This is a genomic window from Ottowia sp. (assembly GCF_016703145.1).
In the GTDB taxonomy this organism is placed as follows: Bacteria; Pseudomonadota; Gammaproteobacteria; order Burkholderiales; family Burkholderiaceae_C; genus Ottowia.
In genome coordinates this window covers 171295-196168 of record NZ_JADJCO010000005.1, presented here as the reverse complement: position 1 = coordinate 196168, position 24874 = coordinate 171295, and the positions used below count along the sequence as shown (strand labels likewise).

Sequence of the window (24874 nt, the reverse complement as noted above, 5' to 3'; positions counted from 1 at the left end):
CATGGCTGTGAATTACGGTTCCAAACGCATCGTCGTCGGTGCGCACTACGGCTTGCGCGACTGGCTGGTGCAGCGCTTCACCGGGGGTCTGATGGCGGTCTTCACTTTGGTCGTGCTGGCCCAGGTGCTGTTCGCCAAGGGCCCCATCGGGTACGACACCTGGGCCGGCGTCTTCGCGTCGCAATGGATGAAGGTGCTGACTTTCGCCGTCATCGTGGCGCTGATCTGGCACGCCTGGGTCGGCGTGCGCGACATCTGGATGGACTACGTGCAGCCGGTGGGTACGCGCCTGCTGCTGCAGGTGCTCTCGATCATCTGGCTGGTGGGCTGCGGCGGCTGGGCCCTGCAGGTGCTGTGGCGCCTCTGAGCCGCGCTTTTCAACGTTTAGAACGACTAGAACGAAATCAACCACGACCATGAGCTACACCAAAGATCAAATTGCCGTCCGCAAGTTCGACGTGGTGATCGTCGGCGCGGGCGGCTCCGGCATGCGCGCCTCGCTGCAGTTGGCGCGCGCCGGCCTGAACGTCGCCGTGCTATCCAAGGTCTTTCCGACCCGTTCGCACACCGTGGCCGCCCAGGGCGGCGTTGGCGCCTCGCTGGGCAACATGAGCGAGGACAACTGGCATTACCACTTCTACGACACGATCAAGGGCTCCGACTGGCTGGGTGACCAGGACGCCATCGAGTTCATGTGCCGCGAGGCGCCGCACGTGGTCTACGAGCTCGAGCACATGGGCATGCCCTTCGACCGCAACCCGGACGGCACGATCTACCAGCGCCCCTTCGGCGGGCACACCGCCAACTACGGTGAAAAGCCGGTGCAGCGCGCCTGCGCCGCCGCCGACCGGACGGGCCACGCCATGCTGCACACGCTGTACCAGCAGAACGTCGCCGCCAACACCACCTTCTTCGTCGAGTGGATGGCGCTGGACCTGATTCGCGACGCCGCGGGCGACGTCGTGGGCGTGACGGCGCTGGAGATGGAGACGGGCGACCTGTACGTGCTGCACGCCAAGACCGTGCTGCTGGCCACGGGCGGCGCGGGCCGCATCTTCGCTGCTTCGACCAACGCCTTCATCAACACCGGCGACGGCCTGGGCATGGCGGCGCGCGCCGGCATCCCGCTGCAGGACATGGAGTTCTGGCAGTTCCACCCCACCGGCGTGGCAGGCGCGGGCGTGCTGCTCACCGAGGGCTGCCGCGGCGAAGGCGCCATCCTGCTCAACAGCAACGGCGAGCGCTTCATGGAGCGCTATGCCCCCACGCTGAAGGACCTGGCGCCGCGTGACTTCGTCTCGCGCTCCATGGACCAGGAAATCAAGGAGGGCCGGGGGTGCGGTCCCAACAAGGATTACATCCTGCTCAAGCTCGACCACCTGGGCGCCGAAACCATCCGCAAGCGCCTGCCTTCGGTGGAGGAAATCGGCCACAACTTCGCCAACGTGGACATCACCAAGGAGCCGATTCCCGTGGTGCCCACCATCCACTACCAGATGGGCGGCATCCCCACCAACATCAACGGCCAGGTCGTGGTGCCGGACGGCGCCGAGCACAACAAGGTGGTCAACGGCCTGTACGCCGTGGGCGAGTGCTCCTGCGTCAGCGTTCACGGCGCCAACCGCCTGGGCACCAACTCGCTGCTCGACCTGCTGGTGTTCGGCCGCGCCGCCGGCAACCACATCGTCGACTATCACCGCCAGACCACGCACAAGCCGCTGCCCGCCGACGCCGTCGACACTACCCTCGCCCGCCTGAACCGCCTGGACAACGCCCGGGACGGCGAATACGCGCAGGCCGTCGCCAACGACATCCGCGCCACCATGCAGGCGCACGCCGGCGTGTTCCGCACCCAGGTCAGCATGAACGAGGGCGTGGCCAAGATCGCCGAGCTGCGCGGGCGCGCCAGGAGCGTGGGCCTGACAGACACCTCCAAGGTGTTCAACACCGCCCGCATCGAGGCGCTGGAAGTGGACAACCTGATCGAAGTCGCCCAGGCCACCATGGTCTCCGCCGCCGCCCGCCAGGAATGCCGCGGCGCCCACACGGTGCTCGACTACGAACGCCCCGCCGACGACCCGGTCGCGCCGCTGGGCCGCGACGACGCCAACTGGATGAAGCACACCCTGTGGCACTCGGCCAGCAACAGCCTCACCTACAAGCCGGTGCGCCTGAAGCCGCTGACGGTCGATATGGTGCCGCCGAAGGTGCGCACGTTCTAAGTACAACGGGTCTCGAGGACAACCAACATGCAAAAACGTACTTTCAAGATCTACCGCTACGACCCGGACAAGGACGCCAAGCCCTACATGCAGACCATCGAGCTGGAGCTCGAGGGGCATGAACGCATGCTGCTCGACGCGCTGATCAAGCTCAAGGAAGTGGACCCCACCATCGCCTTCCGCCGCTCCTGCCGCGAAGGCGTGTGCGGCTCCGACGCGATGAACATCAACGGCAAGAACGGCCTGGCCTGCCTGACCAACATGCGCACGCTCAAGGACCCGATCGTGCTCCGGCCCCTGCCCGGCCTGCCGGTAGTGCGCGACCTGATCGTCGACATGACGCAGTTCTTCAAGCAATACAACTCGATCAAGCCCTACCTCGTCAACGACACGCCGCCGCCCGAGACCGAGCGCCTGCAGTCGCCCGAGGAGCGCGAGGAGCTGAACGGCCTGTACGAATGCATCCTGTGCGCCAGCTGCTCCACCAGCTGCCCCAGCTTCTGGTGGAACCCCGACAAGTTCGTCGGCCCGGCCGGGCTGCTGCAGGCCTACCGCTTCATCGCCGACAGCCGCGACACCGCCACGGGCGAGCGGCTCGACAACCTCGAAGACCCGTACCGCCTGTTCCGCTGCCACACCATCATGAACTGCGTGGACGTGTGCCCCAAGGGCCTGAACCCCACCAAGGCCATCGGCAAGATCAAGGAGCTGATGGTGCGCCGCGCTGTCTGACCGAGCCATCCACGGGTTGCGCCGCATGGTGACCGAACGCATCGACGAACGCGCGCTCAGCAAGCTCAAGTGGCGCTGCCGCCGGGGCCTGCTCGAGAACGACCTGTTCATCGAGCGCTTCTTCGCCCGCCATGAAGACCAGCTCACCATCGGCCAGGCCGAGGCGCTGACGCGGCTGATGGACCTCTCGGACAACGACCTGCTCGATCTGCTGCTGCGGCGGAAAGAGCCTGGAGACGATCTCGACTCACCCGACGTGCGCCAGGTGCTCGGCCTGTTGCGGACCCCGCCGCAAGCCAGCCCGTCGCACATTCACTCGCCCGCCAACCTCTAGGAACCTGGACATGAACCTCTCCGACATCAAAGCCACCCTGTCGTTCTCCAATGGCAGCCCCGAAGTCGCGCTGCCGGTGTACAAGGGCTCGATCGGTCCGGACGTCATCGACATCCGCAAGCTTTACGCCCAGACGGGGATGTTCACTTACGACCCAGGCTTCCTGTCGACAGCGTCGTGCGAATCGGCCATCACCTACATCGACGGCGACAAGGGCGAACTGCTTTACCGCGGCTACCCCATCGAGCAGTTGGCGCAAAAGTGCGACTTCCTCGACACCTGCTACCTGCTGCTCAAGGGCGATCTGCCCAGTGGCAACCAGCGCGAGGCCTTCCACAAGCTCGTCATCAACCACACGATGGTCAACGAGCAGATGCAGTTCTTCCTGCGGGGCTTCCGCCGCGACGCGCACCCGATGGCCGTGCTGACGGGCCTGGTCGGCGCGCTGTCGGCCTTCTACCACGACAGCACCGACGTGCACAACGCCGAGCACCGTGACATCGCCGCGATCCGCCTGATCGCCAAGATGCCCACGCTGGTCGCCATGGCCTACAAGTACGGCGTCGGCCAGCCTTTCATGTACCCCCAGAACGACCTCAGCTACGCCGGCAACTTCCTGCGCATGATGTTCGGCACGCCGTGCGAGGACTACGTGGTCAGCCCCGTGCTCGAAAAGGCGATGGACCGCATCTTCATCCTGCACGCCGACCACGAGCAGAACGCCTCCACCTCCACCGTGCGCCTGTGCGGCAGCTCCGGCACCAACCCCTTCGCCGCCATCGCCGCCGGCGTCGCCTGCCTGTGGGGCCCGTCCCACGGCGGCGCCAACGAGGCCTGCCTGAACATGCTGGAAGACATCCAGCGCAACGGCGGCGTGGCCAAGGTCGGCGAGTTCATGGAGAAGGTCAAGGACAAGAACAGCGGCGTCAAGCTCATGGGCTTCGGCCACCGCGTCTACAAGAACTACGACCCGCGCGCCAAGCTCATGCAGGAAACCTGCAACGAAGTGCTGGCCGAGATGGGCCTCGAGAACGACCCGCTGTTCAAGCTGGCCAAGGAGCTCGAAAGGATCGCGCTCGAGGACGACTACTTCGTGCAGCGCAAGCTCTACCCCAACGTGGACTTCTACTCCGGCATCGTGCAGCGCGCCATCGGCATCCCCGTCAAGCTGTTCACCGGCATCTTCGCCCTGGCCCGCACCGTGGGCTGGATCGCTCAGCTCAACGAGATGATCGGCGACCCCGAGTACAAGATCGGCCGCCCCCGCCAGCTCTACACCGGCGCCCCGCGCCGCGACGTGCCCTGATCCGTCGTCCGCGCCAAAAGCAGAAGCCGCCTTCGGGCGGCTTCTGCTGGTGGTTCTCCGCCCGGGACGGGATCTCACAAGAAATCAGCCTCTGGCCCGCTCTGAATATACCTGTATAGCTATCATCTAGATAGCAATTCAGAGGGCATGAGCAGCAGACTGCTGACGTTCAGTGGAGACCGGCGGCGGCTTGATTTTCATGCCGGATTGGGTAGTGGCCTGCATGAATACTGCGCAGGCAGCTATCAAATTTGATGGTTCGCCGCCGCGTCGCCGCGCCAGCCAGCAGCGCGGACAGCAGCCCCGGCGCCCCCTCGCCCAGTGCTGGACAAACGGCAACAGCTCTCATTTTTGTAGTTCTCAGTCAAGAATCACAGCAGAAGGCCCAAGCCGGTCGGATGACAGCAAAGCGCTGACGAACCGCCCGGCCCAGGCTCACCCCCGCCGGCGCCAGCCCAGCAGCCCCAGCCCCAGGCCGAGCACCGCCAAGGCCCACGGCCCCAGCGCGGGCACCGGCGCGGCGGCACTGGCGGCCACCCGGTGCGCCGCGCCCGAGGGATCGACGATGCGGCCGTTCTCCAGGCCGTCGTCGTCGCCCGCGCCGCCGTCGCGCAGCGTGAACATCACCGTGCCCGCCGCCTCGTCCACCTGCGCCGGGTACTGCCCCCAGTCGCCGGCGTGCAGCTTCCAGTACTGCGTGCCCTGCGCCAGCGCCTGCGGGTAGGTCACCGTCATCGTCACATCGCTCTGGTCGCAGCCCGACAGCACGAAGTCCAGCAGACCGCATCGATCTTCACCAGCGATTCGAGCTCGTTCTTGTTGGGCAGGCGCCAGTCGGTATAGCCCTTGTGGGCAGTGGTATTGGCCGTTTGCGCGGCGGTGAGCGCCTGCGCCCAGGTGCTGGCGGCGGGACTGCCGGAGCAACTGGTCCCCGTCTGGCCCCAGGCGCAGCGGTCCCACATCAGGCCGGTGGCCGCGTCGGTCACGGTGCCATTGACGGTATCGACGGTGAAGGGCGCGGCCCAGGCGGCGGGTGCCAGCAGCGCGGCGGCCAGGCTCCAGGAAGCCCCGCAGGCGCGCAGGACGGTGCGAAGGGTGGTCGTGCTGGTCATGGGTGTAGGCGATGAAGGCGTGGGCAGGCGGCACAGCCGCTGCGCAGCGGCGCAGGTCGGTTGCCCAGGGTGTACTTGTGGTGGCGCGGAAAGCGGCGAACGGCCTGCTCCAGGTGCACGGCCAGATCCATGGCGGCCCTCCACAGGGGCAGTTGGCGGGCGTAGGCCATGGCCGTTACGGTAGAGGGACAAAAAAGGGAAAAATCACTGTCCGCTTCGCACCAGGCGAGTCGAGTTGGTGCCGGCCTTGCCGTCGGCGCCGGCGAAGCCGTCGTAGAAGAAGACGCCCCACGCAACGGCTGGATCGGGTGCGTAGGTATCCGACGACCAGTACCAACTGGATGCCGTGCCAGGAAAGTACGTCTGGTCGATGGCGGGGCTGTAGGCGCCGTTGTGGACGATGGACAGCAGCTCGCGCCGCGTGGGCAAGCGCCAGCCGGTGTCGTAGCCGCAGCGCGTCGGGGTGTTGTGGCCAGCATCGGGATAGGTGGATGCCGTGGCCGCGTTCCAGGTGGCGGATTGCGTTTGCAGCGACCAGACCAGGCCGGTGACGTTGTCGCGCGTGCAGGTCCAGTCGGTGGCGGGGGGAGCGCTGACGGTGCCCGTGGTGTTGGCGACCAGAGTGCCGGCGCATTGGGCATGGCCCTGGGGATGGCCGTTCCAGCAGAGGCGGGTGAAGTCAAAGCCCGCTGCGCCGCCGCCGGTCTTGGGCGGCAGCGCCCCGGCGGCCTGGGCGGCATCGCGGCCGAAGCGCCCGTCCTGGCCGGGGTGCGTGGCAGCGTTGCCGGTGTTGCCGGCGGTGCAGGCGACCAGCGCGCTGCCGTCGTAGCACAGGGTTTGGCCCGTGTCGTTGAGCGGGGCGGTTTGCGCGGCGGCCAAGGCCGGCAGCAACAGGGCCAGGGCGACGGCGGCCGCCAGCATGGCGGCGGGGTTGTGTTTATTGAGGTGTTTTCTGGCTCCATCGTTGGCTGGGCGTGTGATGGAAGCTCTCATTTTCATAGCAAATACCGTTGCGTGGCAATAAATGGGGTCGGATGAAATTTCCCGCGCGCCAGCGCGGCGCAGCAAAAAGCGCCTGCCGGGCTTGCCCGGCAGGCGCTTTTTGCTGCGTGATGAGAAAAAGAAGGAAGGGCCGCTACGCTGAACGCAACGTCATCGGCTCGGCTCGGCTCGGCTCGGCTCGGCTCGGCTCGGCTCGGCTCGGCTCGGCTCGGCTCGGCTGCAAGCGTGGCCGTGAGGGTGCGCGTGTCAAGCATTAAGTTGCAGGACGACGTATTTTTTTACGATGCGTATGGCGTCGAAATGTAAAGGCAATGCCTCTGTTTTTTTGTTCGTTTTAACCCTTGGTTTGCGGATGCGGCCTTGGCCGCGATCGGCCCCAAGGCCCCGCCGCCCTGCCCGCGCCGGCTGGCGCCACGGGCAACGCCAGATGCAAGGTGAAATACGGCGCTGTTGCGTGCAGGCCCGCGCCGGACGCACGCTGCCGGTCATCGACGGCCTGCCGGCTGCCACGGCCTTGCAGCACGATCTGACGCTGGTCACGCGCCATACCAAAGACTTCGAAGGTCTTGGGGTGCCTGTCCTCGACCCCTGGGCCGCGTGACCGCCAGCACCTGGCCCTGGTATTCAGGGATACCTTGCCAGCCAGCCTTCCATCCAGGGCCCGAACGCTTGTCCCAGCTTGCCGTAGCCGGCCGGGGTCAGGTGGATTTCATTCACCCAGTCGCCTGAAGCGCCGGTGGCACCGGCGCTGGCGGGCACGATGTCCGGCAGCGCCGCCGAATCGAACACGTGCACGTGCGGCAACGCTTCGGGCTGGCCGCTGTCCTGGTCCAGCGCCAGCAACAGGGCGCGCAGGCGGCCGAACAGCAGGTCGCTCACGGCCTGGGCATCAGCGCCAGCCAGGCCGTAGCCCTGCATGGCCGGATACAGCCACCCCTGCGGCGCGCCCACCGTGCCCGACGGGCGCACCATCGGCATCGCATACGTGTGCACAAAGATCGGCCGCGCCTTGTTGATCCCCCGGTCGCGGTGCGCCACCAGTTCGGCAAAGTTGGCGAGCAGGTACGAGGCCAGGGTGTCCCAGCCCGGCTCGCTGATGAAGCGCGCCGGCCCCATGACAGGCTGGGCGGCGGCTTCATGCGCGGTGAGCAGCAGGCGCTTGTGGGGCGCAACCGGGGCGCCCTGCGCGTCTTGCGGCGGCACCTGCGCCGCGTCGATCAGATCGTTGCCCCCGCCCGAGATCAGGATGCCTTCCCAGTAGCGCTGGAATCTCGGCTGGCACAGCATGCGATCGAAGAACGGATCGTCGAACCACTCCACCACGTGCTGCAAGGTATCGCCGGGATAGGCGCAGTTGACGATGGCCGTCGTCTGGCTCACCTGCATCTTGAACAGCACGTTGGACGCGGCCATCAGATTCAGCGTGCCGATGGTGAACCATGAATCCCCCTCGGCCAGCAGCCGGCGGCCAAAGTCGGACAGCGGTGGCGGGTCGGGGCGGGCAATCCAGTCCGCGGGGTAGACAAGGGGTTTCATGACGTGTCTCCATTCGTGTAACGCGAGGGATTCCAGTGCAGGACCGCAGCGCGGCTGAACTTGGGTTGAGCCGACTGCACCCAGAATGTGGTTCTCGCCATTTCATTGTCGGCACCTGGCGCCGATATTCGCAATGACACGCCCAAAACGCCATCCTGCAAGCGAGGTAAGTAAATACCCTGATTCTCCGCCCGGCCAGGTCAAGGTGGCCGGAGCGCTGGAAATCGACGTCAGCAAGCCCGGCACCACGGATGGCAAGACATTGGCCGAGGCGTTGCAGGCCCTGCATCAATGAAGACCAAGTGGCGTCGGGCACCTGGCCACCGAAGGCGGATGGAGATCGGGGAGAGGGTCGCGCTCAGCGCGCCGTGGCGTACCGGTGCCGATACACCCACGGCGCCACCGGCCTGGGCTGCGACCACAGGCCCAGGCGCTGGGCGCGCGCCTGCCGCTGCAGCGGCGCGAGCCGCGGGTGCCCTTGCGCGTAGGCGGTGTAGACCCAGGCCATGCCGGCGCGGACCTGGCTCTGGCCCGCGTCCTGGCCGCGGCACTGCACGTCGGCCACGGCGCGGCCGTAGGCGTCCTGGCTCAGCGGCTGGATGCGGGCCTGCTGCCTGAAGCACAGTGTTGCCAACTGCTGGCAGGCGCGCTGGCCGAAGGCCTGGCGGCGCTCGGGCGCGTCGATGGCGGCGACGCGCACCTGAAGCTGGTGGTACGCGCCGGGTGGGCCGCAGCGGGCGGTGAGGGTGTCGCCGTCGGCGATGGCGACGACGAGGCAGAGCAGGACAGCGGCTGGCAAGCGGAGAGAATCCGGAAAACAGGAGGACATCGGCCCGTGGCCGGGCGGGCGCACACTATAGCCGCGCCCGCCAGGCGCGGCCCGTGATGCCCTGCCCAAAAAATGGGCATCGGCCGCCCAGCCAGGGCTGGCGCGGCTTGCCGGAGTTGTCCTGGGGATTGTCCACAGGTCAGCCCACAGCGGGCGGGTATAAGTCGGGCCTTATCAACCCCGCGCAAGGAGGATCGCCATGCCCCTGGAACTGGACCACGCCATCGTCCCGTCCCGCGACCGCGCGGCGGCGGCCCGCCTGCTGGCGTCGCTGCTCGACGTGCCCTGGGCGGCGCAAGGCCCCGTCGGGCCGTTCTCGCCGGTGTACGTGACCGACGGGCTGACGCTGGACTTCGACCAGTACGAGCCCGGCGCCGCCCTGCCCCGGCTGCATTTCTGCTTTCGGGTGGACGACGCGCGCTTCGACGCCATTCTCAGCCGCCTGCGCGCGGCTGGCATTGCCTGCCGCGGCACGCCGCACGGGCCGGACGATGGGCAGGTCAACCCGGCCTTCGGTGGCCGCCTGGTGTACTGGGGCGAGCCGGACGGCCACGTGTGGGAGGTCCTCACCCGCAGCTACGAGCGCCGGGAGACCGGCGCGGCGGGCTGACCCGTCACCGGCCCGCGCGGGGGACGGCGCATTCGCTGGCGCCCTGCTCGCCCGACGCCTGGCCGCAGGCCAGCGCGTTGTGGAAGTCGGTGACGCGGCCGCGGGTCACCTCGGCCAGGCAGTTGTTGAGGTTCATGGCGTTGATGCTGCCTCCGGCCGTCCCCACGGTCTGAAAGGCGCATTCGGCATCGCGATAGGCCAGCCATTTGCGCTGGGCATCCACCAGCAGGCCGCTTGCCTTGCGGTCGTCCTTCAGGCGCGCCTGCATCTGCCGATAAAGCGTGTTCAACTCGCCATCGGCGCGCTTCCAGGCGTTGACGGCGCATTCGGTCATCTGGCTCTGGTTCTGGGCTTTCTCGAAGCACATGTCGTCGGCGGCCTGCGCGGGCAGCGACGACATCAGGGCGACGGCGCCCAGAACCAGGGCAGAACGCTTGAGTGGGATCTGCATGATCATCCTTTGCCGAATCCGAATGGGGAAAACCGAAAGACAGTCTACAGGGCCACCTACTGAAGGAGCCGTACCATCGGCGCGCAGCGACACCCGGGCCGCACGGCGGCTGACACTCCCACATGCAAGAACACGCTCTTTCCGCCCACGACATCTTTCCGCACATCCGCGTGGTGATGGGCATGGTCATCGGGCTGGGCGTGACGCGGCTGCTGTCGGGCGTCGCGCGCATCGTGCAACACCCGGCCCAGTACCGGCTCTATCCCGTGCACCTGGCCTGGGCGGCCTCGCTGCTGCTGGCGCTGGTGCATTTCTGGTGGTGGCAGATCGGCCTGTACCAAGTCGAGAACTGGACCTTCGGCACCTACCTCTTCATCATCGGCTACGCGATCGTGCTGTTCCTGCTGTGCGCGCTGCTGTTTCCCGACAGCATGCACGACTACGCGGGCTACGAGGACTACTTCCACGCGCGCCGCGCCTGGTTCTTCGGGCTGCTGGCGGTCACCTACCTGCTCGACGTCGTCGATACGCTGATCAAGGGCGAAGCGCATTTTTCGCGCTTCGCCCAGGAATACCTGATCCGCACGCCCATCCTCGTGGCCCTGTGCGTGGTGGCGGCGCGGACGGCCTCGGTGCGGTTTCACGTCGCCTTCGTCGCGGCGGCGCTGGCCTATCAGTTGTCGTGGATTTTCAGGCTGTTCGATACCCTGAACTGACCTGATTCACCGCATCTCGGTCTGGCCCGGCTCCGGCGGACCGTCCGGGTTGGTGACCAGGCAGCCGCTGCCATGGCAGCCGTCGTAGCCGCCGTCGCTGGACCGGTTGTGCCGATGGCCGCCCGAGGCCGCGCCCTCCAGGATCGCCCCGAGCACCAGCCCGCCGATGACGGCGCCGGCATCGCGGCCCCGATCGTCGTAGTGGCGCGCGCCCGAGTCGTAGGTGTCGCCGCGGCCGTGGTGGTAGCCGCCCACGTCGGCGAAGGTGCCGGCGCACCCTTGCGACACCCAGACGTAGCCGCTGCCGGGGTTGTAGCCCCAACTGCGGTTGAGGATGCAGGCGCTACTGGAAATCTGATGGATCAGCTGCGGGCGCGACAAATCGCCGGCGTAGCACTCGGTGTACTGGTAGTCGCGTGATCGGCATTCGACCGTGGCCTGGGCCGCGGCTTCGGCCACGAAACCGAACGACCCGGCGAGCAGCGCGGCGGCGGTGAGGGAATGGCGCATGGGAAATCCTTTCGTGGGATGGTGAGGAGCCGGTTTCATTCTAGGCAGATGGCAGGTGATTGAACACTATTAAATTAATAGCTTCCCACGCAATACTGGCACCGGCTGGAATCGATTTCGAACCTGAATCCGGTTTCAGCGCTTCCGGCCCGCACCGAGCCATCCCGATGCCGCAGGTCACCCATCTCCATTCACGATGCAAAGCATCTACTTCTGAAGGAAAATATCCATCATCCATCTCCTATCGTGATGGTTCATTCGTCTTCATGAAACCCACCGAACGCAGCTTCGCCCGCCGCATCGACCTGACCTCGCTGCAGCTCTTCGTGGCCGTGGGCGAGGAAGGCAGCATCGGGCGCGCGGCCGAGCGCGAGTTCATCGCCGCCTCGGCCGTCAGCAAGCGCGTGGCGGACCTGGAGAGCACGCTGGGCACGGCCCTGCTCTACCGCCATGCGCGCGGCGTCGAGCTGACCCCCGCCGGGCAGAGCCTGCTGCACCACGCGCGCAGCGTGCTCTATGGGCTGGAGAAGATGCAGGGCGAGCTGAGCGAGTACGCCGACGGCGTGCGCGGCCACGTGCGGGTGCATGCCAGCATGTCGGCGATCGTGCAGTTCCTGCCGGAGGACCTGGGGCGCTTCATCGGGCGGCATCCGCGGGTCAAGATCGACCTGGAGGAGCACCTGTCGTCGGAGGTCGAGCGCGCCGTGGCCGAGGGCGCGGCCGACCTGGGACTGTGCAACGCCAGCGGCGCCGCGCCGCGGTTGCAGGTGCGGCCGTACCGGCACGATCGTTTGGCATTGATCCTGCCCGCAGCCCGCACCGAATCTGCGCTTGCAGCTATCGATTTCATAGATACGCTGGACTTCGACCACGTCGGGCTGCACGCCAACAGCTCGATCTCGCTGGCGCTGCACCAGGCCGCCGCGCGGGCCGGGCGGGCGGTGCGGCTGCGCATCCGCGTCACCGGGCTGGACGCCATGTGCCGCATGATCGACAACGGCCTGGGCGTGGGCGTGATGCCCGAGCGCGCCTTCCGCCTGATGCACGGCACCGGCAACCTGCGCTGCGTGCCGCTGCGCGACGCCTGGGCGGCGCGCCGGATCAGCCTGGTGGCGCGCGACTTCGACACCCTGCCGCCGACCGCGCGTGCTCTGGTTGAGCACCTGGTCGAGTACCCGGCGCCGCAGGCGCCATCGACATAAAATTTGAGACACCACGAGAGAGCTTCACCCGCCATGACCGCACGCACGCTGTACGACAAAATCTGGGACGAGCACGTCGTCCACACCGAGGAGGACGGCACCGCCATCCTCTACATCGACCGCCACCTGGTGCACGAGGTGACCAGCCCGCAGGCCTTCGAGGGCCTGCGCCAAGCCGGCCGCAAGGTCTGGCGCGTCAGCTCGGTCGTCGCCACCGCCGACCACAACACGCCCACCACCGGCTGGGACCGCGGCTACGACGGCATCGACGACCCCATCAGCAAGCTGCAGGTGACCACGCTGGACGCCAACATCCGGGCCAACGGCGCGGCGGCGTTCTTCCCCTTCCTGCACAAGCGCCAGGGCATCGTGCACGTGATCGGCCCCGAGAACGGCGCCACCCTGCCCGGCATGACGGTGGTCTGTGGCGACAGCCACACCAGCACGCACGGCGCCTTCGGCGCGCTGGCGCATGGCATCGGCACCAGCGAGGTCGAGCACGTGCTGGCCACGCAGACCCTGCTGGCCAAGAAGGCCAGGAACATGCTGATCAAGGTGGAGGGCCGCGCCGCCCCCGGCGTGACGGCCAAGGACATCGTGCTGGCCATCATCGGCCGCATCGGCACCGCTGGCGGCACGGGCTACACCATCGAGTTCGCCGGCAGCGCCATCCGCGCGCTCAGCATGGAAGGCCGCATGACCGTGTGCAACATGGCCATCGAGGCCGGCGCGCGCGCCGGGCTGGTGGCGGTGGACGACAAGACCATCGAGTACGTCAAGGGCCGCCTGCTGGCGCCCGGCACCGACGCGGCCAGCGGCCGCTTCGTCGGCGGCCCCGAGTGGGACCAGGCCGCGGCCTACTGGCGCACGCTGCATTCCGACGCGGGCGCGCGCTTCGACACCGTGGTCGAGCTGGACGCCGCCCGGATCGTGCCGCAGGTCACCTGGGGCACCAGCCCCGAGATGGTGCTGGGCATCGACGGCCGCGTGCCCGACCCCGACAAGGAGAAGGACGCCAGCAAGCGCGGCGCCATCGAGCGCGCGCTGATTTACATGGGCCTGCAGCCGGGCAAGGCGATGGACGACATCGCCATCGACAAGGTCTTCATCGGCAGTTGCACCAACAGCCGCATCGAGGACATGCGCGAGGCCGCCGCCGTGGTCAAGCGGTTGGGCCGCAAGGTGGCGCCGGGCGTCAGGCTGGCGCTGGTGGTGCCCGGCTCCGGCCTGGTGAAGCGGCAGGCCGAGGCCGAGGGCCTGGACAAGATCTTCACCGCCGCCGGCTTCGAATGGCGCGAGCCCGGTTGCAGCATGTGCCTGGCCATGAACGCCGACCGGCTGGAGCCCGGCGAGCGCTGCGCCTCCACCAGCAACCGCAACTTCGAGGGCCGCCAGGGCAACGGCGGCCGCACCCACCTGGTCAGCCCCGCCATGGCCGCCGCCGCCGCCGTGCACGGCCACTTCGTGGACATCCGCCAATTCGCCTGAAGGAGCATCACCATGAGCAAGACTTTCGCACTCGTCACCCTCGCGCTGGCCTTCGTGCTGGCCGGCTGCAACACCGTCAAGGGCGTGGGGCAGGACGTGCAGCGGGCCGGCGGCGCCATCGAGCGCGCCGCCAAGTAACCTGAAGACCGCGATGCAGAAATTCACCGTGCACCAGGGCCTCGTCGCCCCGATGGACCGCGAGAACGTCGACACCGACGCGATCATCCCGAAGCAGTTCCTGAAGTCCATTCACCGCTCCGGCTTCGGTCCCAACCTGTTCGACGAGTGGCGCTACCTCGACCACGGCGAGCCGGGCATGGACCCGGCCAGCCGCAGGCCCAACCCGGACTTCGTGCTGAACCAGCCGCGCTACGCCGGCGCCTCCATCCTGCTGACGCGCAAGAACTTCGGCTGCGGATCGAGCCGCGAGCATGCGCCCTGGGCGCTGGACCAGTACGGCTTTCGCGCCATCCTGGCGCCCAGCTTCGCCGACATCTTCTTCAACAACTGCTTCAAGAACGGGCTGCTGCCCATCGTGCTGCCCGAATCGACGATCTCGCGGCTGTTCGACGAGGTGGCGGCCTTTCCCGGCTACCAGCTCACCGTCGATCTGGAGCGGCAGGCCATCGTCCAGCCCGGTGGCGAGGAGATCGCCTTCGACGTGCAGCCGTTCCGCAAGTATTGCCTGCAGGGTGGCTTCGACGACATCGGGCTGACGCTGCGCCAGCAGGACAAGATCAAGGCCTTCGAGGCCGAGCGCCTGGCGGCGAAGCCCTGGCTGGCGCACACCCTGAACGGGTGAGGCCATTTCAAGCAAAAACAGGCTCCAGCCGGCACCCCTGTTGCGCCGGTAGCTATTAATTCAGAAGCAAAAATGAACATCGCAGTCCTGCCCGGCGACGGCATCGGTCCCGAGATCACCGCCGAGGCCGTCAAGGTCCTGAAGGCCCTGGACCTGAAATTCGAGCTGGAAGAAGCGCCCGTCGGCGGCGCCGCCTACGAAGCCTCGGGGCACCCGCTGCCCGAGACCACGCTCAGGCTGGCGCAGTCCGCCGACGCCATCCTCTTCGGCGCCGTCGGCGACTGGAAGTACGACAAGCTCGACCGCCCGCTGCGCCCCGAGCAGGCCATCCTGGGCCTGCGCAAGCACCTGGGCCTGTTCGCCAACTTCCGCCCCGCCATCTGCTACGAGCAGCTCACGCACGCCTCCAGCCTCAAGCCCGAGCTGGTGGCAGGCCTGGACATCCTCATCATCCGCGAGCTGACCGGCGACATCTACTTCGGCCAGCCGCGCGGGCGCCGCACGGCGGTGGACGGGCACTTCCCCGGCGCCGAGGAAGCCTTCGACACCATGCGCTACACCCGCCCCGAGATCGAGCGCATCGCCCACGTCGCCTTCCAGGCGGCGCAAAAGCGAGGCAAGAAGGTCACCAGCGTGGACAAGGCCAACGTGCTGGAAACCTTCCAGTTCTGGAAGGACGTGGTCACCGAGGTCGGCCAGCAGTACCCCGACGTGGCGCTCGACCACATGTACGTGGACAACGCCGCCATGCAGCTCGTCAAGGCGCCCAAGCGCTTCGACGTGGTGGTCACCGGCAACATGTTCGGCGACATCCTGTCGGACGAGGCTTCCATGCTCACCGGCTCCATCGGCATGCTGCCCTCGGCCAGCCTGAACGACAAGAAGCAGGGCCTGTACGAGCCCAGCCACGGCAGCGCGCCCGACATCGCCGGGCAAGGCGTGGCCAACCCGCTGGCCACCATCCTGAGCGCGGCGATGATGTTGCGCTTCTCGCTGAACCAGCCCGAGGCCGCCGACCGCATCGAGGCCGCCGTCAAGGCGGTGCTGGCGCAGGGGCTGCGCACGCCCGACATCCACAGCCCGGGCACCACCCGGGTGGGCACGCGGGAAATGGGCGAGGCGGTGCTGAAGGCGCTGGGCTAAAGTCCGGCGCGCTTGACGAAAAGCGGCGGCGGCGCCGCTTTTTTTCGCCGGCGCGCCGCGGGCAGCGTCCTACACCGCGCGCCCGCTTGCGTGGCGTAAGCTGGCTCCTCCGTCCCGCGGGAGACCCCATGGCCGAAGCCCCTGACCAAGAAGAAGCCGCCGCCCCCGCCCGCGTGGTGTGGAAGGGCGCCATCAGCTTCGGGCTGGTGCACATCCCGGTGGCGCTGTACACGGCCACGCAGGCTTCGGGCGTGGACTTCGACTGGCTGGACCGGCGCAGCATGGAGCCGGTGGGCTACAAGCGCGTCAACAAGAAGACCGGCCAGGAGATCGCCGCGGCCGACATCGTGAAGGGCGTGGAGGTGGAGGACGGCCACTACGTGGTGCTGACCGCCGACGAGATCAAGGCAGCGTTTCCCAAGACCACGCAGACGATCGAGATCGAGAGCTTCATCACGGCCGCGGAGATCCCGTTCGTCTACCTGGAGCGGCCGTACTACCTGGCGCCGATCAACCGGGGCGAGAAGGTGTACGCGCTGCTGCGCGAGGCGCTGCTGGAGACCGGCCGCGTGGGCGTGGCGCGCGTGGTCATCAACACCCGGCAGCACCTGGCGGTGCTGGTGCCCAGCGGGCCGGCGCTGATCCTGAACCTGCTGCGCTGGGGCGGCGACATCAAGTCGTTCGAGGCGCTGAAGCTGCCGCCGGCCGGCGCCAAGGCGGCCGGCCTGAAGGAGGGCGAGCTGAAGATGGCGCGCCAGCTGATCGAGGAAATGTCCTCGCCCTGGGACGCGGACGACTTCCGCGACTCGTTCAAGGACGAGATCATGCGCCTGGTGCGGCAAAAGGCCGACGCCGGCGAGGTGCGGAGCGTGGAGAAGGCCGACGCCCCCAGCGCCCACGCCGACGCCGACGCCGAGGTGATCGACCTGACCGAGCTGCTCAAGCGCAGCCTGCAAGGCGGCGGCAAGGCGCCCGCCAAAGCCAGGCCCGGCCGCCAGCGCGCCTGAGGTGCGCGTGGCCTCCCGTTCAAAGCCAGAACAGGCCGCAACGACCGCCGGCCGTGCACGGTCAGCTATCAAACCAGAAGCAAAGCGCGCCGCCGACGCCCCGCTGGCCCGCTACCGCGCCAAGCGCGACTTCAGCCGGACGCCCGAGCCCGTGGGCGGCGCCCCCGTGGGGCAGGCGGGCTTTCGCTACGTCATCCACAAGCACTGGGCCAGCCGCCTGCACTACGACCTGCGGCTGGAAGTGGCGGGCGCCATGCGCAGCTGGGCCGTGCCCAAGGGCCCCAGCCTGGACCCGCGCGACAAGCGCCTGGCGGTGCAGGTGGAAGACCACCCTATCGACTACAACGACTTCGAGGGCCAGATCCCGGCCGGCCAGTACGGCGGCGGGCGCGTCATCATCTGGGACCGCGGCACCTGGTCGCCCACGCCGGGGCACGACACCGACCAGGGGCTGTCGGCGGGCAACTTCAAGTTCACCCTGCACGGCCTGAAGCTAAACGGCGGCTGGGCGCTGGTGCGGCTGAAGGACGGCGGCCGCAAGAACTGGCTGCTGATCAAGGAAAAGGACGCCGCCGCGCGGCCCGCGTCCGAGTTCGAGGTGACCGAGGCGCTGCCCGATTCGGTCGGCCCCGCCGGCCCGCGCGCCGCGCCTGCGGCGTCGCCGCTGCCCGACACCCTGGCACCGCAACTGGCCACGCTGGCGGACGCCCCGCCCTCGCCCGCCGACGGCTGGATCTGGGAGCTGAAGCTGGACGGCTACCGCCTGCTGGCGCGCCTGGAGGGCGGCCGGGCGCACCTGTTCACGCGCAACGGGCTCGACTGGACCGGGCGTCTGCCGGCGCTGGCGCGCGCGCTGGCCGCGCTGCCAGTGCAAGGCGCCTGGCTGGACGGCGAAGTGGTGATGCCGGGCCCGGACGGCCTGCCCGACTTCGGCGCGCTGCAGGCCGCGTTCGAGGGCGGCGCGGCGACCGCGCCCCTCTACTACCTGTTCGACCTGCTGCATCTGGACAGCCACGACTGGCGCGGCCAGCCCCTGCGGGCGCGCCGCGCGCGCCTGGCCGAACTGCTGCGGGGCGTGGATTCACCGTTGCTGCGCCTGTCCGAGCCGCTGGAGGCCGACCCGACCCGCCTACTGGCCAGCGCCTGCCAGCTGGGCCTGGAGGGCATCATCGGCAAGCGCGCCGACGCCGGCTACCGCAGCGGGCGCTCGGGCGACTGGATCAAGCTCAAGTGCGGGCAGGGCGGCGAATTCATCGTCGCCGGCTACACGGCCGGCCGGGGGGCGCGCGCGGCGACGGCGGACGTCGGCGCGCTGGTGCTGGCCACGCCCGACGCCCAGGGCCGGCTGCGCTGGGCCGGCAACGTGGGCAGCGGCTTCGACGGCGCGACGCTGGCCCGCCTGAAAAAGCGCCTGTCCGCGCTGGCCACGCCGCGCAGCGCGCTGGCCGACGCGGCGCAGGTCCAGGCGCCCGCGCCCGTGGCCTGGGTGCGGCCGGAGCTGGTGGCGCAGGTGACGTACGCAGGCACCACGCGCGAGGGCCGCCTGCGCCACGCGGTGTTTCGCGGCCTGCGCCAGGACAAGACCCCGGACGACCTGCGCGCCGATGCCGGTTCAACGCCAGATCTGGCTGAAGCCCGCGTCCAGCAATCTGTATCCGCTATGAAATCCATGGAAATCAAGGCCCTGGCCGACCAGTCCATCACGCACCCCGGACGCGTCATCGACCCCGGCACCGGCCGCACCAAGCTCGACCTGGCGCGCTACTACGCCACCGTCGCGCCGCTGGTCCTGCCGCATCTGGCGGGGCGCCCCGTGGCCCTGCTGCGCGCGCCGGACGGCATCGCGGGCGAGCAGTTCTTCCAGAAGCACATCGAAGGCCGCCGGATCCCGGGCGTGCGGGTGCTGGACCGGGCGCTGGACCCCGGCCACGCCGGCCTGCTGGAAATCGCCGACGAGGCCGGCCTGCTGGGCGCCGCGCAGATGAACACCGTGGAGCTGCACACCTGGAACGCCCGCACCGACCGCATCGAAAGACCCGACCGCTTCGTGCTCGACCTCGACCCCGGCGAGGGCGTGGCCTGGCCGCAGGTGCGGGAAGCCGCGCTGCTGGCGCGCACCCTGCTGGCCGAGCTGGAGCTGGTGCCCTTCCTCAAGACCAGCGGCGGCAAGGGCCTGCACGTGGTGGTGCCGATCAAGCGGCTGCACGGCTGGGACGCGGTCAAGTCGTTCAGCAAGGCGCTGTGCGAGCACTTGGCGCGCGTGATTCCCGCGCGCTTCGTGGCGGTGAGCGGCCCCAGGAACCGCGTGGGAAAGATCTACGCCGACTACCTGCGCAACGGCCGCGGCGCCACCACCGTGTGCGCCTGGTCGGCGCGCGCCCGGCCGGGCATGGGCGTGTCGGTGCCGCTGGCGTGGGATGAGCTGGGCGACGTCGCCAGCGCCGCGCAGTGGCACCTGGGCAACATCGGCGAACGGCTGCGCGTGGGCAACTCGGTGTGGAAGGACTACGGCGGCGCGGCGCGGTCCATCGGCCCGGCCCTGCGCCAGATCGAACGCGCGAGCGGCTGCGCCTTCCATCCTGTTTTCATAGCGGCTGGCGCAATATCCTCCTTGGCCTGAGTGCTTTTTCTCGTGGAAACGGCGCGCTTGTCCAGTCGGAGGGCAGGGACACGGCATGGCGCACCGCTTGCACGCCCGTGCTGCCTTACAATCGTGCGCACCATGAACACGCCAGATCGCTTCGATCCCTCCACGTCGGCCCCCGCGCCGGGTGCGGGCGCGTTCATCGCCCCCCTCATTACCACGACCACCCAAAAGGGCTGATCCAGCTCGGGTTCGTCGTGCGCGCCTTCCGGAGCCAGACGAGCCCGGCAGGTCAGACAATTCCATTTGTTTGAAAGGCGCGAAAGAAAATGAACATCGGCAACACGGTAGGCCTCGTCGGCTGGCGCGGCATGGTCGGCTCGGTCCTCATGGACCGCATGCAGGCTGAAAACGACTTCGACCTGATCGAGCCCCTCTTCTTCTCCACCAGCAACGCCGGCGGCGCGGCGCCGGCGATGGCCCGGAACGAGACCACGCTCAAGGACGCGCACGACATCGACGCGCTGCGCCAGTGCGACATCATCCTCACCTGCCAGGGCGGCGACTACACCCACGAGGTGTTTCCCAAGCTGCGCGCCGCCGGCTGGAAGGGCCACTGGATCGACGCCGCCTCCGCCCTGCGCATGCAGGACGACGCGGTCATCGTGCTGGACCCGGTGAACATGCCCGTGATCCAGAACGCCCTGGCCCAGGGCGGCAACAACTGGATCGGCGGCAACTGCACCGTCAGTTGCATGCTGATGGGCGTGGGCGCGCTGTACAAGGCCGGCTTGGTGGAATGGATGAGCACCCAGACTTACCAGGCCGCCAGCGGCGGCGGCGCGCAGCACATGCGCGAGTTGCTGACGCAGTACGGCACGCTGCATGCCGAGGTGCGCGAGCTGCTGGCCGATCCCCGGAGCGCGATCCTGGAGATCGACCGCAGGGTGATCGCCCGCCAGCGCGCGCTGGGCGGCGACGAGGTGGCCCACTTCGGCGTGCCGCTGGGCGGCTCGCTCATCCCCTGGATCGACAAGGACCTGGGCGACGGCACCTCGCGCGAGGAATGGAAAGGCATGGCCGAGACCAACAAGATCATGGGCCTGGGCGAGGGTTTCGGCACCCCCGCCGTGCCGGTCGATGGCTTCTGCGTGCGCGTGGGCGCGATGCGCTGCCACAGCCAGGCGCTCACCTTCAAGCTGAAGAAGGACGTGCCCGTGGCCGACATCGAGGCCCTGATCGCCGCCGACAACGAATGGGTCAAGGTGGTGCCCAACACCAGGGACGCGACGGTGCGCGACCTGACCCCCGTGGCCGTGACCGGCACCATGGCCATCCCCGTGGGCCGCATCCGCAAGCTGGCCATGGGGCCGGAATACGTCGGCGCCTTCACGATCGGCGACCAGTTGCTCTGGGGCGCGGCCGAACCGCTGCGCCGCATGCTGCGCATCCTGCTGCAGGCCTGAGGGCCGGCCTTCCCCAGCGGCGGGCGGCGCGAGTGGGGCCGCCCGTGGTCACGGGGCAATAGCCTGACAAGGACCGAACCCGGTGGCAGCCCGGCCAAAAAACCACCCACCACGGCCGGGCACACGCATAGGAGACAATACGGTCCACGCCGCCATCGGGCGCGCCCTGACACCGCGTTCTTCGCACAATCCATGTCGTCCACCCTGCACCCCATGCTCAACGTGGCCATCCGGGCCGCACGCGCCGCTGGCGCCATCATCAACCGCGCCGCGCTCGACGTCGAGGCCGTGCGCATCTCGCAGAAGCAGGTCAACGACTTCGTCACCGAGGTCGACCACGCCAGCGAAGCGGCCATCATCGACACCCTGCTGACCGCCTACCCGCGGCACGGCATCCACGCCGAGGAATCGGGCCGCGCGCACGGCGACCCCCGCTCCGACCACGTCTGGATCATCGACCCGCTGGACGGCACCACCAACTTCATCCACGGCTTTCCGGTCTATTGCGTGAGCATCGCGCTCAGCGTCAAGGGCCGCATCGAGCAGGCCGTCATCTACGACCCCTCGCGCAACGACCTGTTCACCGCCACGCGCGGGCGCGGCGCCTACATGAACGAGCGGCGCATCCGCGTCAGCAAGCGCACGCACCTGCCCGAATGCCTGGTCTCCACCGGCTTCCCGTTCCGCAAGGGCGACGACTTCCCCACCTACCTGAAGATGATGGGCGACGTGATGCAGCGCACCGCCGGCCTGCGCCGCCCCGGCGCCGCCGCGCTGGACCTGGCCTACGTCGCCGCCGGCTTCACCGACGGCTTCTTCGAGACCGGCCTCAAGCCCTGGGACGTGGCCGCCGGCTCGCTGCTGGTGACCGAGGCCGGCGGGCTGATCGGCAACTTCACCGGCGAGGCCGGCCACCTGGAGCAGGCCGAGTGCCTGGCCGCCAACCCACGCATCTACGCGCAGCTGGTGGCGGTGCTGCGCCCCCACTCGCGCTTCGCCACGGCGCCGCTGACGGACACCGCGCCGCGCGAGCCGGGCGAGCGCAAGGGCGCCATGTCGCTGCGCAGGCACGAGGTCGGCGCCGCCTACGCCGCCGACGAAGCGGCCGCCGACGCCGCCAAGGCCGCCGCCCCCGACGACGCCCAGCCATGACCGCCGCCGACCCGCCGCCGGCCACCCCCGCCGGCGTGGCACACCCGCGCGCTATCCGCAGCTTCGTCACCCGCGCCGGCCGCATGACCGCCGGGCAGGCCCGCGCGCTGGCCGACCTGGGCCCCGCCCATCTGCTGCCCTTCGACCCGGATACTCCTGATTTGGTAGCTGCCTGCGCAGATTCGGCGTGGGTCAGAGGCCAAAATTATTCAAAAACCGTGCTGGAGATCGGCTTCGGCATGGGCCAGGCCACGGCGCACATCGCGGGGCTGATGCCCGACACGCTGTTCATCGGCTGCGAGGTGCACGAGCCCGGCGTGGGCGCGCTGCTCAAGCTGGCCGGCGCGCTGGAGCTGCGCAACATCCGCCTCGTGCAGCACGACGCGGTCGAGGTGCTGCGCCACATGATCGCCCCCGCCTCCCTGGACGGCGTGCACGTCTTCTTCCCCGATCCCTGGCACAAGAAGCGCCACCACAAGCGCCGGCTGATCCAGCCCCCTTTCGTGCGCGAGCTGGCCGAACGCCTCAAGCCCGGCGGCTATCTGCACTGCGCCACCGACTGGCAGCCCTACGCCGAGCAGATGCTGGCCGTGCTGGGCGCCGAGCCCCTGCTGGCCAACACCACCGGCGGCTACGCCCCGCGCCCGGCCTACCGCCCGCTCACCAAGTTCGAGCTGCGCGGCCTGCGCCTGGGCCATGGCGTGTGGGACCTGGTCTTCCGGCGCGTCTGATCCCCATGGCCCGGCCGCCACGCGCCATCGCCCTGCCCTTGCGCGACGGCATCGGCGCCAGCGCGGTCGCCGTCCCGGCCGGCCCGTGGCCGACGGTGCTGGACTTCCTGGCCGAGCGCCTGCCGGTGCTCGGCCGCGCCGGCTGGCAGGCCCGCCTGCAGGCCGGCGAGGTGTTCGGCGATGACGCCCGGCCCCTGGCGCCGCACGCGCCCTGCCCGGCCGGCCAGCACCTGCACTACTACCGCTGGCACGCCGACGAACCCGCGCTGCCGCAAGACGAGCACGTGGTCCACCAGGACGAGTGGCTGGTGGTGGCCGACAAGCCGCACTTCATGCCCGTCACGCCCGCCGGCCGCTTCGCGCGGCAGAGCCTGCTGGCGCGGCTGCGGCGCCGGCTGGGGTTGGACGCGCTCAGCCCCGTGCACCGCATCGACCGCGACACCGCCGGGCTGGTCGTCTTCGCCGTGCAGCCGCGCACGCGCGGCGCCTACCAGGCGCTGTTCCGCGACCGCGCCGTGCGCAAGGTCTACGAGGCCGTGGCGGCGCACCGGCCGGCGCTGGACTTTCCACGCCGCCACGCCAGCCGTCTGGAGCCCGACCCCGACCGCTTCTTCGTCAGCCGCGAGGTGCCGGGCGCGCCCAACAGCCTGACCGACCTGAAGCGGCTCGCCGTGCACGGCGAGCACGCGCTGTACCGCCTGCACCCCGTCACCGGCCAGCGCCACCAGCTTCGCCTGCACATGGCGGCGCTGGGCCTGCCGATCCTGGGCGACGCCTTCTACCCCGAGGTGCGCCACGCCGCCGGCACCGACGACTGGCGGCGGCCGCTGCAACTGCTGGCGCGCGGCATCGCCTTCACCGACCCGGTGACCGGGCAGGCGCGCCATTTCGAGTCCACGCGCCGCCTGGCGGCGGCCGAGGGGCGCTGGCCCGCCCCGGACGACGCGGGACTTCAGCCCTCGCCCAGCGGCGACACATCGGTCAGCGGCCATGGGTGAACCCGCGCACCCGCTGCCGGCCGACCTGCGAGTGTTCGACCGCGGCTGGCTCTCGTCCACCAACGTGCTGTGCCTGGGCGAGGCGCCGGCGCTCATCGACACCGGCCACGCCAAGCACGCCGCGCGGACCGTGGCCCTGGTGCGCGAGGCCCTGGGCGGCCAGCCGCTGGCGCGCATCGCCCACACCCATCTGCACAGCGACCACTGCGGCGGCACCCAGGCCCTGCAGGCCGCCTGGCCCGAGACGGCCACCTGGGTGCCCGAGCCCTCGCTGCCGCACGTGCGCGATTGGGACGAGGCGGCGCTGACCTTCGGCGCGTCCGGGCAGCGCTGCGAGCGCTTTGCCGCCGGGCACGCGCTGCGGCCGGGCGAGACGGTGCGCCTGGGCGCGCGCGACTGGCAGGTGCACGCCGCGCCGGGGCACGACGCGCTGGCGGTGCTGCTGTTCGAGCCCGCGCGGCGCATCCTGGTCGCCGGCGACGCCCTGTGGGAACACGGCGTGGGCGTGATCTTTCCGCACATCGACGGCTCGGGCGGCTTCGACGCGTTCGAGCGCACGCTGCAGGCCGTCGAGGCGCTGCGGCCCGACTGGGTGATCCCCGGCCACGGCCCGGCCATCGTCCGCGCCGGCGGTGCGCTGGAGGCCGCGCTGGCGCAGGCGCGCGAGCGCATCCGCCACTTCCAGGCCCACCCGGCGCAGCACGCGCTGTACGCGGCCAAGGTGCTGATCAAGTACCAGATGATGGATTTCGGGCAGTTGCCGCGCGCCGAATTCGACGCCTGGCTGGCTGGCGCGCCCCTGTTGCGCCTGCTGCACCGGCAGCACCGGCCCGACCTGGCGCCCGAGCGCTGGGTGCGCGACGTGGTCCTGGCGCCGATGTTCGACAAGGGCGTGCTGCGGCAGGATGCCACCCACGTCCGCGACGGCCGGTGACGGCGGC

29 protein-coding genes are annotated in these 24874 nt (G+C 69.2%); 21 read left to right on the top strand and 8 right to left on the bottom strand.

Annotated features, from left to right (window positions below):
* The first annotated feature begins 1 nt into the window (after position 1).
* The 5 genes from sdhD to IPG65_RS13995 are packed head-to-tail and all read left to right on the top strand — an operon-like array spanning position 2 to position 4594.
* The gene (sdhD, locus tag IPG65_RS14015; RefSeq protein WP_293190930.1) at positions 2 to 367 is read left to right on the top strand and encodes a succinate dehydrogenase, hydrophobic membrane anchor protein; all 366 of its coding nucleotides are present in this window, start codon (positions 2 to 4) and stop codon (positions 365 to 367) included.
* 49 nt (positions 368 to 416) lie between these two features.
* Positions 417 to 2222, top strand: a complete 1806-nt coding sequence (gene sdhA / locus IPG65_RS14010) for a succinate dehydrogenase flavoprotein subunit (protein ID WP_293190928.1) — start codon at positions 417 to 419, stop codon at positions 2220 to 2222.
* 27 nt (positions 2223 to 2249) lie between these two features.
* Positions 2250 to 2954, top strand: coding sequence for a succinate dehydrogenase iron-sulfur subunit (locus tag IPG65_RS14005; RefSeq protein ID WP_293190926.1), 705 nt, complete (start codon positions 2250 to 2252; stop codon positions 2952 to 2954).
* Positions 2955 to 2979: 25 nt separating this feature from the next.
* Positions 2980 to 3288 (top strand): succinate dehydrogenase assembly factor 2, encoded by a 309-nt coding sequence (locus tag IPG65_RS14000; protein ID WP_293190924.1) that lies wholly within the window; start codon positions 2980 to 2982, stop codon positions 3286 to 3288.
* A gap of 10 nt (positions 3289 to 3298) precedes the next feature.
* Complete coding sequence (locus tag IPG65_RS13995) at positions 3299 to 4594, top strand: citrate synthase (protein ID WP_293190922.1); 1296 nt, start codon at positions 3299 to 3301, stop codon at positions 4592 to 4594.
* A 435-nt stretch (positions 4595 to 5029) separates the two neighbouring features.
* Here the strand turns inward: IPG65_RS13995 and IPG65_RS13990 are convergent, their stop codons facing one another.
* From IPG65_RS13990 to IPG65_RS13975, 4 genes are read right to left on the bottom strand one after another with little or no spacing between them, the layout of a single operon-like run.
* Positions 5030 to 5329, bottom strand: coding sequence for an IPTL-CTERM sorting domain-containing protein (locus tag IPG65_RS13990; protein ID WP_293190920.1), 300 nt, complete (start codon positions 5327 to 5329; stop codon positions 5030 to 5032).
* A 2-nt stretch (positions 5330 to 5331) separates the two neighbouring features.
* Positions 5332 to 5706, bottom strand: coding sequence for a DUF1566 domain-containing protein (locus IPG65_RS13985; RefSeq protein WP_293190918.1), 375 nt, complete (start codon positions 5704 to 5706; stop codon positions 5332 to 5334).
* Complete coding sequence (locus IPG65_RS13980; protein WP_293190916.1) at positions 5703 to 5876, bottom strand: hypothetical protein; 174 nt, start codon at positions 5874 to 5876, stop codon at positions 5703 to 5705. The genes IPG65_RS13985 and IPG65_RS13980 overlap by 4 nt, the downstream gene beginning before the upstream one ends.
* Positions 5877 to 5910: 34 nt before the next feature.
* The gene (locus IPG65_RS13975) at positions 5911 to 6627 is read right to left on the bottom strand and encodes a DUF1566 domain-containing protein (protein ID WP_293190914.1); all 717 of its coding nucleotides are present in this window, start codon (positions 6625 to 6627) and stop codon (positions 5911 to 5913) included.
* A 535-nt stretch (positions 6628 to 7162) separates the two neighbouring features.
* Here IPG65_RS13975 and IPG65_RS13970 point away from each other — a divergent pair.
* Positions 7163 to 7309, top strand: coding sequence for a hypothetical protein (locus IPG65_RS13970; protein ID WP_293190912.1), 147 nt, complete (start codon positions 7163 to 7165; stop codon positions 7307 to 7309).
* Positions 7310 to 7332: 23 nt separating this feature from the next.
* Here IPG65_RS13970 and IPG65_RS13965 read toward each other — a convergent pair whose 3' ends face one another.
* Positions 7333 to 8244 (bottom strand): hypothetical protein, encoded by a 912-nt coding sequence (locus IPG65_RS13965; protein ID WP_293190910.1) that lies wholly within the window; start codon positions 8242 to 8244, stop codon positions 7333 to 7335.
* A 133-nt stretch (positions 8245 to 8377) separates the two neighbouring features.
* On the opposite strand from IPG65_RS13965, the gene IPG65_RS13960 reads away from it, so the two are divergent.
* Positions 8378 to 8539, top strand: coding sequence for a hypothetical protein (locus tag IPG65_RS13960; RefSeq protein WP_293190908.1), 162 nt, complete (start codon positions 8378 to 8380; stop codon positions 8537 to 8539).
* A 63-nt stretch (positions 8540 to 8602) separates the two neighbouring features.
* On the opposite strand, the gene IPG65_RS13955 is transcribed toward IPG65_RS13960, so the two are convergent.
* Positions 8603 to 9043 (bottom strand): thermonuclease family protein, encoded by a 441-nt coding sequence (locus tag IPG65_RS13955; RefSeq protein WP_293190906.1) that lies wholly within the window; start codon positions 9041 to 9043, stop codon positions 8603 to 8605.
* A gap of 229 nt (positions 9044 to 9272) precedes the next feature.
* Between IPG65_RS13955 and IPG65_RS13950 the strand changes: the two genes are divergently transcribed.
* Entirely contained in the window at positions 9273 to 9683 is a 411-nt protein-coding gene (locus tag IPG65_RS13950) for a VOC family protein (protein ID WP_293190903.1), read from the top strand.
* A gap of 4 nt (positions 9684 to 9687) precedes the next feature.
* Here the strand turns inward: IPG65_RS13950 and IPG65_RS13945 are convergent, their stop codons facing one another.
* Positions 9688 to 10134 carry a lysozyme inhibitor LprI family protein gene (locus IPG65_RS13945; protein ID WP_293190900.1) on the bottom strand — a complete coding sequence of 149 codons (447 nt, stop codon included), beginning with the start codon at positions 10132 to 10134 and terminating at the stop codon, positions 9688 to 9690.
* 122 nt (positions 10135 to 10256) lie between these two features.
* Here IPG65_RS13945 and IPG65_RS13940 point away from each other — a divergent pair, with 122 nt between their 5' ends.
* Entirely contained in the window at positions 10257 to 10850 is a 594-nt protein-coding gene (locus IPG65_RS13940; protein ID WP_293190897.1) for a hypothetical protein, read from the top strand.
* A 6-nt stretch (positions 10851 to 10856) separates the two neighbouring features.
* On the opposite strand, the gene IPG65_RS13935 is transcribed toward IPG65_RS13940, so the two are convergent.
* On the bottom strand, positions 10857 to 11360 hold the full coding sequence (locus tag IPG65_RS13935; protein ID WP_293190894.1) for a DUF3011 domain-containing protein: 504 nt from the start codon (positions 11358 to 11360) through the stop codon (positions 10857 to 10859).
* Positions 11361 to 11626: 266 nt separating this feature from the next.
* Here IPG65_RS13935 and IPG65_RS13930 point away from each other — a divergent pair, with 266 nt between their 5' ends.
* The 12 genes from IPG65_RS13930 to IPG65_RS13875 all read left to right on the top strand — a co-directional run bounded on the left by IPG65_RS13930 (position 11627) and on the right by IPG65_RS13875 (position 24867).
* A complete protein-coding gene (locus tag IPG65_RS13930) occupies positions 11627 to 12562 on the top strand; it encodes a LysR family transcriptional regulator (protein WP_293190891.1) in 936 nt (311 codons plus the stop codon).
* Positions 12563 to 12595: 33 nt separating this feature from the next.
* On the top strand, positions 12596 to 14050 hold the full coding sequence (gene leuC, locus IPG65_RS13925; protein WP_293190889.1) for a 3-isopropylmalate dehydratase large subunit: 1455 nt from the start codon (positions 12596 to 12598) through the stop codon (positions 14048 to 14050).
* Between the two features lie 12 nt (positions 14051 to 14062).
* Positions 14063 to 14188, top strand: coding sequence for an entericidin A/B family lipoprotein (locus IPG65_RS13920; protein WP_293190887.1), 126 nt, complete (start codon positions 14063 to 14065; stop codon positions 14186 to 14188).
* A gap of 13 nt (positions 14189 to 14201) precedes the next feature.
* A complete protein-coding gene (gene leuD / locus IPG65_RS13915; RefSeq protein ID WP_293190885.1) occupies positions 14202 to 14852 on the top strand; it encodes a 3-isopropylmalate dehydratase small subunit in 651 nt (216 codons plus the stop codon).
* Positions 14853 to 14924: 72 nt separating this feature from the next.
* Positions 14925 to 15995 carry a 3-isopropylmalate dehydrogenase gene (gene leuB, locus IPG65_RS13910; RefSeq protein ID WP_293190883.1) on the top strand — a complete coding sequence of 357 codons (1071 nt, stop codon included), beginning with the start codon at positions 14925 to 14927 and terminating at the stop codon, positions 15993 to 15995.
* Positions 15996 to 16123: 128 nt separating this feature from the next.
* Positions 16124 to 17002, top strand: coding sequence for a Ku protein (locus IPG65_RS13905; protein ID WP_293190881.1), 879 nt, complete (start codon positions 16124 to 16126; stop codon positions 17000 to 17002).
* A 7-nt stretch (positions 17003 to 17009) separates the two neighbouring features.
* Positions 17010 to 19622: a DNA ligase D gene (gene ligD / locus IPG65_RS13900; RefSeq protein ID WP_293190879.1), complete on the top strand. Its 2613-nt coding sequence runs from the start codon at positions 17010 to 17012 to the stop codon at positions 19620 to 19622.
* 299 nt (positions 19623 to 19921) lie between these two features.
* Positions 19922 to 21052: an aspartate-semialdehyde dehydrogenase gene (gene asd, locus IPG65_RS13895; protein WP_293192980.1), complete on the top strand. Its 1131-nt coding sequence runs from the start codon at positions 19922 to 19924 to the stop codon at positions 21050 to 21052.
* Positions 21053 to 21244: 192 nt separating this feature from the next.
* The gene (locus tag IPG65_RS13890) at positions 21245 to 22204 is read left to right on the top strand and encodes an inositol monophosphatase family protein (protein ID WP_293190877.1); all 960 of its coding nucleotides are present in this window, start codon (positions 21245 to 21247) and stop codon (positions 22202 to 22204) included.
* Positions 22201 to 22935, top strand: a complete 735-nt coding sequence (gene trmB, locus IPG65_RS13885; RefSeq protein WP_293190875.1) for a tRNA (guanosine(46)-N7)-methyltransferase TrmB — start codon at positions 22201 to 22203, stop codon at positions 22933 to 22935. Before IPG65_RS13890 ends, trmB begins: the two co-directional genes overlap by 4 nt.
* Before the next feature lie 5 nt (positions 22936 to 22940).
* Positions 22941 to 23933, top strand: a complete 993-nt coding sequence (locus IPG65_RS13880; protein ID WP_293190873.1) for a pseudouridine synthase — start codon at positions 22941 to 22943, stop codon at positions 23931 to 23933.
* Positions 23926 to 24867, top strand: coding sequence for an MBL fold metallo-hydrolase (locus IPG65_RS13875; protein ID WP_293190871.1), 942 nt, complete (start codon positions 23926 to 23928; stop codon positions 24865 to 24867). Before IPG65_RS13880 ends, IPG65_RS13875 begins: the two co-directional genes overlap by 8 nt.
* Positions 24868 to 24874: the final 7 nt, after the last annotated feature.

Bases quoted from the DNA above. Each gene is read 5' to 3' on its own strand.
- sdhD (WP_293190930.1), top strand. From the start codon at position 2: ATGGCTGTGAATTACGGTTCCAAACGCATCGTCGTCGGTGCGCACTAC.
- sdhA (WP_293190928.1), top strand. From the start codon at position 417: ATGAGCTACACCAAAGATCAAATTGCCGTCCGCAAGTTCGACGTGGTG.
- IPG65_RS14005 (WP_293190926.1), top strand. From the start codon at position 2,250: ATGCAAAAACGTACTTTCAAGATCTACCGCTACGACCCGGACAAGGAC.
- IPG65_RS14000 (WP_293190924.1), top strand. From the start codon at position 2,980: ATGGTGACCGAACGCATCGACGAACGCGCGCTCAGCAAGCTCAAGTGG.
- IPG65_RS13995 (WP_293190922.1), top strand. From the start codon at position 3,299: ATGAACCTCTCCGACATCAAAGCCACCCTGTCGTTCTCCAATGGCAGC.
- IPG65_RS13990 (WP_293190920.1), bottom strand. From the start codon at position 5,329: ATGACGGTGACCTACCCGCAGGCGCTGGCGCAGGGCACGCAGTACTGG.
- IPG65_RS13985 (WP_293190918.1), bottom strand. From the start codon at position 5,706: ATGACCAGCACGACCACCCTTCGCACCGTCCTGCGCGCCTGCGGGGCT.
- IPG65_RS13980 (WP_293190916.1), bottom strand. From the start codon at position 5,876: ATGGCCTACGCCCGCCAACTGCCCCTGTGGAGGGCCGCCATGGATCTG.
- IPG65_RS13975 (WP_293190914.1), bottom strand. From the start codon at position 6,627: ATGCTGGCGGCCGCCGTCGCCCTGGCCCTGTTGCTGCCGGCCTTGGCC.
- IPG65_RS13965 (WP_293190910.1), bottom strand. From the start codon at position 8,244: ATGAAACCCCTTGTCTACCCCGCGGACTGGATTGCCCGCCCCGACCCG.
- IPG65_RS13960 (WP_293190908.1), top strand. From the start codon at position 8,378: ATGACACGCCCAAAACGCCATCCTGCAAGCGAGGTAAGTAAATACCCT.
- IPG65_RS13950 (WP_293190903.1), top strand. From the start codon at position 9,273: ATGCCCCTGGAACTGGACCACGCCATCGTCCCGTCCCGCGACCGCGCG.
- IPG65_RS13945 (WP_293190900.1), bottom strand. From the start codon at position 10,134: ATGCAGATCCCACTCAAGCGTTCTGCCCTGGTTCTGGGCGCCGTCGCC.
- IPG65_RS13940 (WP_293190897.1), top strand. From the start codon at position 10,257: ATGCAAGAACACGCTCTTTCCGCCCACGACATCTTTCCGCACATCCGC.
- IPG65_RS13935 (WP_293190894.1), bottom strand. From the start codon at position 11,360: ATGCGCCATTCCCTCACCGCCGCCGCGCTGCTCGCCGGGTCGTTCGGT.
- IPG65_RS13930 (WP_293190891.1), top strand. From the start codon at position 11,627: ATGAAACCCACCGAACGCAGCTTCGCCCGCCGCATCGACCTGACCTCG.
- leuC (WP_293190889.1), top strand. From the start codon at position 12,596: ATGACCGCACGCACGCTGTACGACAAAATCTGGGACGAGCACGTCGTC.
- IPG65_RS13920 (WP_293190887.1), top strand. From the start codon at position 14,063: ATGAGCAAGACTTTCGCACTCGTCACCCTCGCGCTGGCCTTCGTGCTG.
- leuD (WP_293190885.1), top strand. From the start codon at position 14,202: ATGCAGAAATTCACCGTGCACCAGGGCCTCGTCGCCCCGATGGACCGC.
- leuB (WP_293190883.1), top strand. From the start codon at position 14,925: ATGAACATCGCAGTCCTGCCCGGCGACGGCATCGGTCCCGAGATCACC.
- IPG65_RS13905 (WP_293190881.1), top strand. From the start codon at position 16,124: ATGGCCGAAGCCCCTGACCAAGAAGAAGCCGCCGCCCCCGCCCGCGTG.
- IPG65_RS13890 (WP_293190877.1), top strand. From the start codon at position 21,245: ATGTCGTCCACCCTGCACCCCATGCTCAACGTGGCCATCCGGGCCGCA.
- trmB (WP_293190875.1), top strand. From the start codon at position 22,201: ATGACCGCCGCCGACCCGCCGCCGGCCACCCCCGCCGGCGTGGCACAC.
- IPG65_RS13880 (WP_293190873.1), top strand. From the start codon at position 22,941: ATGGCCCGGCCGCCACGCGCCATCGCCCTGCCCTTGCGCGACGGCATC.
- IPG65_RS13875 (WP_293190871.1), top strand. From the start codon at position 23,926: ATGGGTGAACCCGCGCACCCGCTGCCGGCCGACCTGCGAGTGTTCGAC.